At 33.9% G+C, this 13,430-nt stretch carries 11 protein-coding genes; 6 read left to right on the top strand and 5 right to left on the bottom strand.

Annotation, left to right across the window (positions count from 1 at the left end; genetic code table 11):
- The first annotated feature begins 15 nt into the window (after positions 1 to 15).
- Complete coding sequence (locus ABD745_RS05425) at positions 16 to 1,356, top strand: TolC family protein (protein WP_344826400.1); 1,341 nt, start codon at positions 16 to 18, stop codon at positions 1,354 to 1,356.
- 365 nt (positions 1,357 to 1,721) lie between these two features.
- Here the strand turns inward: ABD745_RS05425 and ABD745_RS05420 are convergent, their stop codons facing one another.
- From ABD745_RS05420 to ABD745_RS05410, 3 genes are all read right to left on the bottom strand, one after another.
- Positions 1,722 to 2,183 carry a MarR family winged helix-turn-helix transcriptional regulator gene (locus ABD745_RS05420; RefSeq protein WP_344826397.1) on the bottom strand — a complete coding sequence of 154 codons (462 nt, stop codon included), beginning with the start codon at positions 2,181 to 2,183 and terminating at the stop codon, positions 1,722 to 1,724.
- A 1-nt stretch (position 2,184) separates the two neighbouring features.
- A complete protein-coding gene (locus tag ABD745_RS05415) occupies positions 2,185 to 2,544 on the bottom strand; it encodes a VOC family protein (RefSeq protein ID WP_344826394.1) in 360 nt (119 codons plus the stop codon).
- 573 nt (positions 2,545 to 3,117) lie between these two features.
- Entirely contained in the window at positions 3,118 to 3,753 is a 636-nt protein-coding gene (locus ABD745_RS05410) for a LysE family translocator (protein ID WP_344826391.1), read from the bottom strand.
- Positions 3,754 to 4,342: 589 nt separating this feature from the next.
- Here ABD745_RS05410 and ABD745_RS05405 point away from each other — a divergent pair.
- Entirely contained in the window at positions 4,343 to 4,693 is a 351-nt protein-coding gene (locus tag ABD745_RS05405) for an eCIS core domain-containing protein (protein ID WP_344826388.1), read from the top strand.
- Between the two features lie 8 nt (positions 4,694 to 4,701).
- Here the strand turns inward: ABD745_RS05405 and ABD745_RS05400 are convergent, their stop codons facing one another.
- Both ABD745_RS05400 and ABD745_RS05395 read right to left on the bottom strand, forming a co-directional pair.
- Positions 4,702 to 5,388, bottom strand: a complete 687-nt coding sequence (locus ABD745_RS05400) for a hypothetical protein (protein WP_344826385.1) — start codon at positions 5,386 to 5,388, stop codon at positions 4,702 to 4,704.
- 37 nt (positions 5,389 to 5,425) lie between these two features.
- Complete coding sequence (locus tag ABD745_RS05395) at positions 5,426 to 6,055, bottom strand: hypothetical protein (RefSeq protein WP_344826382.1); 630 nt, start codon at positions 6,053 to 6,055, stop codon at positions 5,426 to 5,428.
- A 922-nt stretch (positions 6,056 to 6,977) separates the two neighbouring features.
- Here ABD745_RS05395 and ABD745_RS05390 point away from each other — a divergent pair.
- From ABD745_RS05390 to ABD745_RS05375, 4 genes are all read left to right on the top strand, one after another.
- Complete coding sequence (locus tag ABD745_RS05390; protein WP_344826379.1) at positions 6,978 to 9,986, top strand: ligand-binding sensor domain-containing protein; 3,009 nt, start codon at positions 6,978 to 6,980, stop codon at positions 9,984 to 9,986.
- Entirely contained in the window at positions 9,979 to 10,593 is a 615-nt protein-coding gene (locus ABD745_RS05385) for a response regulator (protein WP_344826376.1), read from the top strand. The genes ABD745_RS05390 and ABD745_RS05385 overlap by 8 nt, the downstream gene beginning before the upstream one ends.
- 246 nt (positions 10,594 to 10,839) lie before the next feature.
- Complete coding sequence (locus ABD745_RS05380) at positions 10,840 to 12,420, top strand: autotransporter outer membrane beta-barrel domain-containing protein (RefSeq protein WP_344826373.1); 1,581 nt, start codon at positions 10,840 to 10,842, stop codon at positions 12,418 to 12,420.
- Positions 12,421 to 12,503: 83 nt separating this feature from the next.
- Positions 12,504 to 13,430 (top strand): hypothetical protein, encoded by a 927-nt coding sequence (locus tag ABD745_RS05375; protein ID WP_344826370.1) that lies wholly within the window; start codon positions 12,504 to 12,506, stop codon positions 13,428 to 13,430.

The following is a 13,430-nucleotide window of genomic DNA, read 5'->3' as shown; positions in this document are numbered from 1 at the left end:
TTAATAGTTAAAAAAATGAATAAGATCATCATATCAACACTGGCGTTATTTTCAACGTCAGTGTCTGCCCAAACGCTCACCATCGAGCAAAGTAAAGAACTGGCACTTCAAAACAGCAGATCCGTAAAGAATAGCATCCTTGAAACGTCAGCTGCCAGAGAAACAAAAAAAGAAGCTTACACCAAATACTTCCCAAGTGCATCTGCATCGGTATTTGCTATGCAGGCCATCAATCCTTTACTGGAAGTCAATATGACAGGAGGAAATCTTCCTGTGTATGATGGAAACCCGGCTAACCTCGCAGCAGCAACACAATTTGCTTATTTTCCGGGCGCAAACATCAGTCTTTTCAATCAAATGGGACTAGGTTCCGTCAATATCCTTCAGCCGGTGTACGCAGGAAATAAAATTAAAACAGCCAATCAACTGGCGTCCCTGAACGTTGATGTAAAGCAACATCAGCAAAAAATTAACGAAAATGAGGTGCTTATAAAAACAGAGCAGCAATACTGGCAGGTCATTTCTATTTTAGAAAAACAAAAAACATTGCAGAATTATGAGAAATTTCTGGAATCAATGTACAAACAGATAAATAATGCTTTTAAAGCCGGTATGATCATTAAAAATGATCTTCTCAAAATACAGATCAGCCAAAGCGAACTGAAGGTCAGTAAAAATAAATTGGAAAATGGTAAGAAATTAGCACTGATGCAATTCTCACAGACCATTGGAATTCCTTATTCTGCAGACATTCATTTAAATAGTGATCTATTGGAGCCCCAACCTCCTGTGGTTTTTTATGTGATTCCCTCTGACGCGGTGAAACTTCGTTCGGAATATGTTCTACTCGAAAAATCTGTGCAGGCATCCGAATTACAACAGAAATTAACAAAAGGAGATTATCTTCCCCAGCTGGGTATTGGTGCCACAGGATATTACCTGGATCCTTTTTTAAAGGGACAAAAAGGAGACTTTAACGGATTACTTTATGCATCATTATCTATACCTATAACAGATTGGTGGGGGGCAAAACACAAAATGAAAGAGCAGGAATACAGAACTCAAATTACTGAAAATAATCGTATGGAGAATATTGAGCTTCTCGGCTTACAGATAGAAAAATCCTGGACCGACCTTAATGAATCCTACGACAAGATCATTCTCTTAAAAGAAACTTTGCAACAGGCAGAAGAAAATGTACGGGTGAATAAAAACTCATATGATAATGGTCTAATTCAGCTTTCTGATCTTTTGGAAGCACAAGCCATAAAAGTTGAAACTGAAGATAAACTTACAGAAGCTAAGACTCAGTATAAGATTAATGTTACCAACTACCTGCAAGTAACAGGAAGATAAACATTAAAGTTGCAGTGAGCATTTATATACTCACTGCAATATTTTTTAGTATTAAAAAAATAATCCAATAATATTCTTTACTATGACACCTTAATGGTACTCTAAAATTTGATTTTGAACAGAATATAAAAACAGATAATTTCTAATATAATAAACGAAGATCTAGTATATATTTTTTATAGTAATTATTCCTTTTTAAAGCCTTGCGTTGAGAATTACTCCATTTATGTGCTAAGGATGAAAACTGAACATTATATTCCGAATTTTGAACAGTTTTATTTTTGCTCGAACAATTTTTAGTATTTAGTATTATTTGATTAGGTTGCAGTTAACTTTTTTTTAAACTCATTGGATAAGTGCTTATTTTATTCATTTTTATTTTGTTGTATCAAACTTATCATATTCTGATTAAACAAAATAAGGTTTTTGTCTAAAGCTGAAAAAAAGTTTATATCGGCATTTTCAACCGCTGTCAATGCTTTTTGTAAAACTTTGGCGCCTTCGATCGTCAATTTGATCACCTTGGCCCTTGTGTCCGTTTGGTGTTCCTGCCTGCTGATAAATTTCTTCTCCTCCAAAGTTCTAAGTACTTTGGAGACCATCATTCTGTCTGCATTCCCCTGGTTGGCAATGTCCACCTGTGTTACATTGTCATTTTCTCTAGAAAGCCAGCCTAATGATGCCAAAAGGACAAATTGTGTTTGTGTCACATTTAACGGGTCCAAAACCTTCTTCAGTTTCCGCTGCCATAATGTTGTCAATTGTCCTAAGAGATAACCCGGACTTTCTTCTGGAGATTTAAATTTAAACTCTATTTTTTCAGTCATATTATTTTGTTTCCAAAAAAGTAAGTTTATAGCCATCAAGGTCTTTCACGTGAAATGCCCTTCCAAAAGGTGTTTCAATAATTGGACCCGCAGTCGTTACACCATTCTCAATGAGTTTATCCTTCAATTCGTTCACATTTTCGTTAATGCTAAACCAAAGTGCCACACCAATTCCTAGTTCTTTCCCTTCTAATGTTTCAAGTGGTGTACGGATAGCAAAACTTGCTTGCCCCTGATTATACTTAAAAACACAAGCTTGCGGATTTGAATTGTCAATTTCAAACCCTAATTTTTCTGTATAGAATGCTTTTGATGCTTCCAGATCTTTAACCTGTAGTGAGGCAAATGTCAATTGTATCATATTTAAAAATTTATTGTTGTCGCAAATATAATATACACAACTACAATATGCAAGAATTTAATTTCGTACCGATCAATTAAGTCATATTTACTAATAATGTATAATTTAACAGCCTATTTTTAAAATCAGACTTCCTTTCCAGCCGACAACAATGTATTTCAGGACTGTACAAGATAGTAACATAGGGATCGTTGATTATATTTGAAATCTATCTCTAATCGTAAATAAATGTACCGTAAAATAAATATTGGATCTTTTGTCTTCTTCAAAATTTCAGCATCGTGATACGTCAACAAAAAGCTCTTTTATCAGACGCTAAATCAGGTTTCTTAAAACAGTCGGTATCGATGGTATTGTTTATTACGATCAGAGCCACGTAAAGCAGAAAATGCATTTGGGGGGCTTCTCAGGTAAATAGTGCTGTTTGGATCTTAAACTCTAAACTGTAATTTTTTCTGATCTTTTTCATACTCTTTAAGTTAAAGAGCATAAGAATTGTGTCCTAACAAAGTTAGCAACTCCATCCATCGTCTGTTAAAACGTTGAAGAATTTAAGGTAGTTTTTTATCATTACTATTTAGCTTTTGACAATGCCATTTTAATTGCAAGTCCAGTTAAAATACTTGCCATAAACCATTTTTGTACTTTTACCCAAGAAGGTTTTTTGGCAAAAAACAGTGCCACTCTTGAGGCCGTTAGTACAATAATAAAGTTGATTGTAAAACTAATTAGAACTTGCACAGCTCCAAGTTGTAAACTCTGCGTCATAATAGAACCATATTCAGCCTTGATGAACTGCGGAAAAAAGGATAAATAAAATACTGCAACCTTCGGATTGAGCACATTTGTAAAAAAACCAGTACTGAATAGTTTTCCAGGCTTATCGTAAGGCAAGTCTTTGCTTGTTTCAAAAATATTTTTGCCGTTTGGTTTTATGGCCTGATAAGCTAAGTACAAAAGATAAATAACGCCTAATGATTTCAATGTTGCATAAGCAAATGGTACCGCAAAAAGCACCGCAGTAAGCCCAAAGGAAACCATAACGATATGAAACATAAAACCAAAAACAACGCCTGCTAACGAAATTAGACCAGCCCTTCTACCCTGCGTTATAGAACGGGAAATCAAATAAATCATATTCGGTCCTGGACTGATAACAAGTACCAAAGCAGATAATGCAAAAATCAAAATGTCATTTAATGGGATCATATTTTAGTTTTTAGTTTTGTATTTTACAATGACTGATATGTGTTTTCAGCTTTAAGCAGACATACAATTAGATTTTTTTTATCAAATTTAGCACAAAAGCTGAATTTATTGTGTATCAATTTAATAGTTTTCTTGTAAATAAATCATTGCTTCTGTTACTGCTTGTTTTGAGTTTTTGGGATTGAAACCTAACTCTGTTCTCACTTTTGTAATGTCGAAATCCTATTGAAGGCCAGAAAACATCGCAATGTCTTTTGTACTCAACAAAGGTGCTTTGCCGATTATTTTACTGCCGATTAAGACCCTTTGAATCAGTCAATACTTAAACGACAATTTTTATATGTTCTGGTTTGATGTTCCAACGATATTTATTTTCGATAGCAATTTTGCTGATCATAGGATGATTTAGTTTTATGTACTTGACATACCAGGAAAATAATTTTAGAAAGAAATGAGAGTTAGGGCTATATAGAAAAAGGCACACAAACCAGTAACAAATACAAATATGAATTGGTTTTATTTATTCTGACTTAAATAAAATGTTCTTTCTATATTTATAGTGATGAAAATATGTTTACATCCTATTAAAATGAAAAAAAATACCCCAATTTTACCTGATGATTTAAAATCAGGAATAGAAAGTCTCTCAGGTCATTCTATGGATGACGTAAAAGTACATTACAATAGTGCTATTCCTGCACAACTAGAATCAGATACCTGCTCAGAAGGTTCGGACATTCATATTGATCTCGATCAAGAAAAACACCTGCCTCATGAAGCGTGGCATATTGTACAACAAAAGGAAGGGAGGATAAAACCTACTTTGCCTGCAAAAGTTGAGGTAACTATCAATGATGACCAAAAATTAGAAAATGTGGCTGATATAATGGGAATAAAAGGTTTACAAATGAAATTTAATCCCAATAAAAACAGTAAATAAATATCAGTTTATTTCACATAATCTTTCAGGTAGAATGAATCCCTGCCATCATCTTTTTCCTTTTCGTCCACAAAATTTCTATATGTGTATTTTTTTCCTGTATGCTCAGGTTTATTTTTCTCCCGAAGGTAATCTCCGTAATACTGAAAACCTCCTGAAATAAAATAGTCGGTCAGCAGTTGATCTCCATTAGCCAAAACATACAAGCTGCAGGATTTGAATTTTTCATTATTGTATTGTCCTGTATTGTTGGTCTCGAACAGATAAAGCTTATTGCCGGTATTCCATACTCTGTAAGAAAATTCTGTGTCCCGGTAATAAAAATCGGTCTTCCCGAATTTTTTTTCCAACATTTTCTCAAATTCCTCTGCTTTTTTAGTTGTTCTTATTTCCAGCCTGTAAGCATTCACTTTTTTAGTCGTCCTGTTCTCATAAAAAGACACATAATTAGTGGATAACATTGAGGCATCCTGCTTGTTAAGGGTTCCCGAAAAGGAATACCCGGAGAATTGCAGTAAGTCGGGATCAGTACTGTTGTACACAATAACACCTGAAAGATCACTGTTCTTATCGAGTTCATATTTTTTCTCAATAGTCGATATATCTATTGGAAAGGATAATTTATCAAGGTCAGAACTATTGGTCTGACAAGACATCAGCAACGGAAAAATAATTAAAATGATAATACTTTTCATTGTATATATTTAGTTTGGTTTGGCATGGCGATTCGGTTTAATATAATTCTTTATCAGAAAATTTGAAATCCTGTATTTTGGGCAGAGGTCGTATCAAAACTCTTTTTTTTCTCACTTTCAATGGTTTGGATGAACCTGATATTTCATCAGTTTCGGTTCTGATCCCTGTAACTAAGTCAAATTTAGTTTCTGTAAATATTGTATTTTCATCAGTATACCCTTCTGTTGCATTATTAGTGAGCTTATCAACATAAATTAATTCAAAATTACCATTGTTATATTTGAAATCGTAAGTAATATTTCCGCCTTTAATTTCACTCCACATTTTTAGGATCCCTTTTTCAATAAAGAAATCGGGAATTTGATAACCGTTAAATTTTCCTTGATTTTCAACGGGATATTGCGGCTCGATGATCTTAGTTGAAGATACGGCCAAAGTTAATTTTCCATTGGGTTGAGACAGGAAAATCTGCAATCTTAATGGTCTTGTTTCGTCTACTGTATCCATTTTTACAGTTATTTTATCCATTTTACCATCATTATTTAAATCTCCTTTTTCTTCTCTGACCTGATAAGTATAATTGTCTTTGCTTTTAATACTTTGGGCAAATAGATTCGTCGGAACTGAAATTAAAATGAATAGGGAGTATAGGTAAATGTTCTTCATAAGTTAGTTTTATTCCTTTAGGTAACTCTATTTTTTTGACTGTCACAGGTTCGGTCATAATAAAATAATCTGGTGCTCTGTCTCCATTTGGATTTCCCATATTGCTCAATACATCAAGTAGAAGGACGTATCCTACCGCTAATGAAATGACTAGCACCATTATTCCATATGATAATGTAATTCTTTTTCTCATTAGGCTTCCTGATATGACAAGCGCTGGTAATACTTTTTAAATAATCAACAACCGCAATCTCAGTAGTTGTTATTAGGCTAATTTACTTCATTTTAATATGATATTGCCATTTGAAGCCAAATAATTCCACCAATACCAATTCGTTACACCTATTCTAATTCTAAATACCTGTACTAATAACCCTCAACATACAATCAAAAAACAACAAATAAATATGTTTGATTATAAAAAAATAAAGAAAAAAGTTTTCTTGCAGTATTGGCATTTTTCGAATAAAAGCAATATTTTTATTACATGATTTATATTGTTTTAGTTCTTTCCTTTATTTTCGAGGGAACTTCCCTATTTATTGACGCGTAACGGCATGAGATGGTGAGATGCGATTATCAAAAGCAAAGATCCCGCAAGCTTTCTTGTCGTTTTTGAAGATGACGCGGCAGTGGCAGGTCTGATCGTTGTCATGGTATTGATGGAGATCAGCCTTTCATTTCAAATTCCTGAGTTGGATGAGCTTGCATCGGTCGTTGTAGAAGAGATTATTACCGTTTATCAATAATTCGACAATCTTTTTGAGGTTATTCAGGGCAAGCATAGATCTTTTTAAAGAATTGATTTAATTTTTCTCTGTTTCTATATTTATTAATTATTTAAAAATAATCTAAATTTGTTTATAGTTGTTTTATTACATTTTATTCCGTTATATCTTTGTTTAATCTTAAATTATAAGATTTGCATAAATATATACTCCTCATTTTTTTGTTCATCTGTTTTAAAGTTTATGGTCAACAGTATAACATCCAGTTGTACAATACCGATAATGGACTACCGCAGAATAGTGTAAAAGATATTATAAAAGATAAATATGGTTTTATCTGGCTCACAACCGAAAACGGAATTGTGAGATATGATGGGGTCAATTTCCTGGTCTACAAAGATTTTCCGCTAAACAGCCAACGTTTCACCTACTTTTACGGCTCTCCTGATAAAGACAGTATTTTTTCTACCGGCGGCTATGGCAAAACTATTTTATTGCATGAGAAAAAGCCAACTGTTTATAAAAATTTCAAAAAAAATCACAATGTTATTTATAAAGATAATATTGAGTATTTCCTGTATTCTTCCAATTACAGCTATGGTGCAGTTCCCATAAATTACTATATGATGTTAAAAAAAGGGAGATACTATATAAAAGAAAACTTTCTGCTTTATAAGTCTTATAATATAAGAACCGAGGAAAAGCTGAAAATAAATCCATTTTATAAAAACATTCCCAAAATCTTTGCGATTAACGAATCTGTATTTTACTTAGATATAATAAATCAAAAAGTAAAACAAATAGAACAGGGTAAAATTGTAAATTCTTATCATATTCCGTTGCTTACTGATCCTAAAAGCAAAATTTTCTGGAATCAGATCAATAATCAGGCTTTTATTTTTAATGAAAATACACTTTACACATGCCGTTATGAAGCCGGAGAGCTGAAAATAACCCAACTCGTTCAGATGAACAGTACTATAAAAAAAGATAATCTTAGCAGCATATATTATGATGAATTTTACAAAAAACTTTATCTGGGAAGCAGTGTAGATGGTCTTCAGATTATTAATTTTTCAGAATTTACTGCTAGAAAAAGACCAAAGCCGGAATCTATCTTTTACTCTCTCCTTCCTTTTAATTCTTCTTCAGTAATTACTTATTGGGGAGAAATCTATACACGGACCGGTTTGATAGCCGATAAGAAGTTTAAAGATACAAATCCGTTTTTTATGGATTACGATCAAAATGGAAATATTATCGTCCGGAATGAAGGCCATGCAATGGTTTATAAAAAAGAAAGTTCTTACAAAAATTTCATTTCTGTCCCGATAAAAGGCCTTTTTATAAACGATTTTTTTTTCGATGAAAACAGATATTATGCAATCATTATAAAACCGAAAAAAAAGGGCCTCGATCAATTTTACGGAATGCTTGCGGTATACAAGGACAGATCTTTCAATTCTTTAGAAAAAAAAATTGTATTTAATGATGAACCTACAAAATTGATCAGGATTGATCAGGATAATATGCTGGTTGGTACTATAAAAGGACTGTATAAAGTATCACTCAAAACAAATAAAGCGTACTTGATCGGCACCAACGAAATATCAATCCGTAATATTGTAAAGTCAAAAGATGGTAATTTCTGGATAACAACTTTAGGAAAAGGCTTTTATTTACTTAAAAACAATCACCTTATTAAAATGCCTTATGACAGTAACAACAATATTTCTTCACCGCATACAATTTTAGAAGACAGCAACGGTTTTTTCTGGATACCTACTAATAACGGACTTTATAAAATATTGGAAAGTCAGCTTTTAAAATATGCCGAAAATCACACCTTTGAAGTAAATTATTACAGATTCTCAAAAGATTCGGGATTCAATACAAATGAGTTTAACGGTGGTAGTAATGTGTGCGCCGCAAAGTTAAAAAATGGAGAATTCGTGCTTCCTTCATTAGACGGACTTGTGTTTTTCAATCCTTTAAAAATTAAAAGCTATTATCCTGAACAAATTTACGTTGAAAGGTGTATGGTTGATAATAAAGAGTTCTATTTTAAGAATGATTTATATCTGAATCAAGAATCCGACCGTATTGAAATATTTATTGATGTTCCGTATTATGCAAATCCCAATAATATTGTGATCCAGGCAAAGCTAGACGACGCAGCTCAAAAGAAATGGCAGCTTATCGGTAAGGAAAGAAAATTTTCAATTTCAAACATTGGATACGGGAACCATACTCTTATCGTAAGAGTACTTGTTTCTGATACCGGAAAATTTATCTATAAAAGAATAAATATCGTTATTCCGCCTTATTTTTATCAGACTCTTCAGTTTAAAATAATAATCTTTTCGGTCATATTATTCCTGTTATATTTTTTAGTAAGATGGAGATTAAGCTTTCTAAAAAATAAAAATTATGAGCTGGAACGGGTTATTAATCTGCGTACAAGAAAACTATCTGATACCATAGACAAATTAGAAACTACAAAAATACAGCTTCATAAAGAGATCGAACAGCAAAAAAAACTCATCGGTACCATCACCCATGACATTACAACTCCGATAAAATTTATTGCTCATACAGCAAAAGAAATTTTGGAAAAAGAAGAATTTGATCAAAAACTTACCGAAAAAATCCTTAATTCCATTTATAAATCATCGAACCAGTTGTATAATTTCACCATTACGCTGAAAGAATACGCAGATATTTACAGCCATCGGGAAGATAAAACAGAATCTTATTCTCTCTATCAGCTTATCGAAGAAAAAAGAATACTATTCAGTGCCATTGCAGAGAATGACAATACTGTAATTATCAATAATGTTGCCCCGTCTTTACAGACACAGATCAGTAAAAGCATATTGGCTGCTATTCTCCATAATTTGCTTGATAACTCTGTAAAATTCACAGAAAACGGCACCATAACCATCAAAAATACCATTGAGAACGAAAATATCATTTTGACGATAACAGACACGGGAATCGGCATGGATCAAAAAAAAATAGAGTATTATACAAAGCTTCAGTATAATATTGAAAGTGAAAAGCTATTATTACAGAAATATGGGATGGGGCTGCATCTTGTCTTACAATTATTACAAATGATCGACAGCAAAATTGTATTCGAAAAAAATAAATTACAGGGAACTTCTTTCAAACTAATTTTAACAAATAAAAAAAATGACTAAATATATCCTTATTGCCGATGATCATGATGTTGTACTGGCCGGTACGAGCTTAATTTTAGAATCGAGAATACAAAATGTTATTATTGATCAGGCAGAAGATTATCCCGAAGCATTGGAGAAAATTTCCCGCCAAAAATATGACCTTGTTATTTTAGATATCAACATGCCCGAGACAAAAAACAAGAAAATGATCCCCGAAATTAAAGAAATTGATCCTGATATAAAAATCCTGATATTCTCTGCCTACGAAGAAGAAATAGCGGTACAATATATAAGAGAAGGTGCTAATGGATATCTCAGTAAACTGAGCAAGGTAGATGAAATTTCAGATGCAGTGAGCAGGATATTTTCTGAAGGCTATTATTATCCGTCTGCTATCGTTAATCAATTACTACAAGAATCGCCGTCAGATACCATAAAAAATCTCTCAGAAAGAGAATATGAAATTTTTATCTTAATGGTAAAAGGCTATGGAAATTTAGAAATATCAAATACTATGAATATCCAGATGACTACCATAAGCACGTATAAAAAAAGAATTCATAATAAATTGAAAACCAAAAATCTCGCCGATCTTATTAAGCTTTATCAAACTTATATATCTTAGTTATTTTCTGTTTGCTTAATAGCAGTCTCATAATATATTGAAAAATAAGCTTTAAAACAAAATATAAAACCATCAATTTATCAAGATCCTTGTAGAAAATTTTCTACAAGGATCTTAATTTTATTCTACAAATTGTGAGTTTTTTTGCTGAACTATTTCTATAATTTTACAATATTACAAAAGAGCATTTAGCCTCTTCATTCCGGTAAAAGATTAATAAAGATTTTTAACAAAAAACATTAATAAATGCGTAAAAAATTTACAACATTATTAAAAGCAGTAGGATTGCTAGCTTCTTCTATTGCTTTTGCACAGACAGGAAATGTAGGGATCAATACTCCAAATCCGGGATCTACAATGGATATTAACGGATCTTTGGCGGCTAAATACAACTCCGTAACCGGCACTCTTTATAATTTGTCGGCAACAGATTTTCATGTATCGTATAACGGGACAGCCAATGCTACATTTAATCTTCCGGCGGCTATCAGCGGAAACGGAAATTTTAAAGGACGTATGCATACGATTAAAAATAACACAAATTTTAGCATAACAGTAAATGCCGCAGCTCCGGAAACAATCAACGGAAACACGACTGTTTCAGTTCCTGCAAACCAAAGTGTGCAGTTAATAAGCACAGGTCTTACGGGTGCCAATCCTACATGGGAAGTCGTTTCTTCCGGATCTTCCTCCACCGGAGATTATATTATTGTGAAACCTAATGCTTCACAATCTATATCTACAGGCTCAGATGTAACATTTGGATCTGTTATTGCCATGAATAATATTACATATAATACAGGTGTTTTTAACTTAAAAGCTGGTAAAACGTATGTTCTTCGTTGTCAGCTTCATGCTACCGAGTTCTCTCTCACCAATGGTTATGCTGCTTATCAATGGGTTGATGCTTCAAATAATTCTCCGCTCCCTTCCACTACGATGGGAGTTATCGATGCGCTTAATAATTATCCGGCATCTTCAATAGGAGGTCAGCCGGAAGCTTATGCCATTTACAGACCTGCTGCAGATACTTCTGTGAAAGTAAGATTGGAAACAGGAGGCGGAACAGCATTATTACACTCAGTTATTGGCTTCATGTCCATTACAGAGCTCGAAGGTGGCAGCGGCAGCGGAACAACAATCATCAATAATAACATAACAGCCAGCAACGGTACCACTCTCTCTGGTACTGACGTGAAATTAGGCGGTACATTATCTCAGGCAACCAACATCGATACAGCAGGAAATAATCTGAGTGTCAACGGAACGGGAAAGGTTCTGGTTGGTACAAACACTGTTCCTGCAGGAGCTTCAAGTTCTAAGCTTGTCATCGATAATGGTACAACAAACGGTGCATTGCAGATCAAGGATGGTACAGAGCAACTTGGATATGTTTTAACAAGTGATGACAATGGTCTGGCAACCTGGTCGTCTACAACTACCACCTCTTTTGCAAATAGCTGGACTTCTTATTCCGGGACACTTATCAACCCTTTTACAGGTGCAGCAGGTTCAAATACTTTGGCGACAGGGGTTACAGTAACAATTCCAGCCAAAGGATGGTATTTTTTCCGTTCAGGATTGACTATACAATCAAATTGTAATGATTACTCATTTTACATTAACGGAATAGGAGATATTTGGAGAACATATTGTAATATCGCGGATGTTCAAATAATGTCTCCACGAGATCAGAACCGCGTGCTTTATTTTTCTACTCCAGGGACTTACCCCATTTTGGCAAGGAAAACTAATGCAGTTGTACCAGCAGGTTTCAATATAGGCAACCCTGGTTTTTATATTGATTTTGTAAAATTTCAGAATTAACATAAAGCTGATCTTCTCGCTTTTATTTAATTATAAACTGTTACAATAGAAATATTCTTTTGAACGTCCTAACAAATTTTCATATGAAAAGAAATTCGGTTTTCCTATCCTTATTAGCAATTCTAAACTGTGTTTTGATTTCTGCACAGGCAGGAAATGTAGGTGTTAACACGCCAAATCCAGGCAGTAAACTTACCGTGAACGGATCTTTTGCTGCAAGCTACAAGACTGTAACAACAAATACTGTGATTAATGCAGACGATTTTTACGTAGCATACAATGGAAGTACTAATGGTATATTGACTTTACCTTCAGCAATTGGCGGTTCGGGAAATTTCGTCGGACGTACCTACCATTTCAAGAATACAGGAAACGCTATGCTGTCTATAACTGCTTCAGGAACAGAACTTATAGATAATCAAAGCGGAGCAGGAGTATCGTCTGTAGATGTACCTCCCGGTTACTATGCCTTCTTTATAAGCAAAGGAACTACCACGGGGACTACTTGGGAATTAATTTTAATTTCAAGTTCTACAAGCCTACCCGCTGCTTCTACCAATTATCTTTTTTCTACAATTCCCACCAGTACCCGTCAGACTCTTACAGCAACTACCGGGCCTTACATAAGACAGGAAAACAATTATCCGAACGGAACAGTAATCAATACAGGAAACGTGCTGAATATCTCAAACGGCAGATTCACCGCACCTACTTCCGGATATTATATGTTTTACGGCTCTACACAGTTTGATAATGCATTAGTAGCCGGTCAACCAGCTTTTGGTTTTACAGTATTATACCTTGTAAAAAATTATAGTATAAATCCTGATAATATTCTTGTGCAATTCTTTCAGCCAAATCCTGGAACTCAGGTAGCATCGACCGTTTCATGTGTTGCATATCTGAATGCAGGAGAAACTGTGAGCATGGCTTCGGCAGCAACTGTAACCACTGGAAGTGTTTATCAGGTAGTTTTAAGTACTTTATATGGGTACAAAATCGCAAATTAA

Origin of the sequence: Chryseobacterium ginsenosidimutans, assembly GCF_039536845.1 — a bacterium.
Lineage (GTDB): Bacteria > Bacteroidota > Bacteroidia > Flavobacteriales > Weeksellaceae > Chryseobacterium > Chryseobacterium ginsenosidimutans_B.
This window is presented reverse-complemented; position numbering and strand designations above follow the sequence as displayed.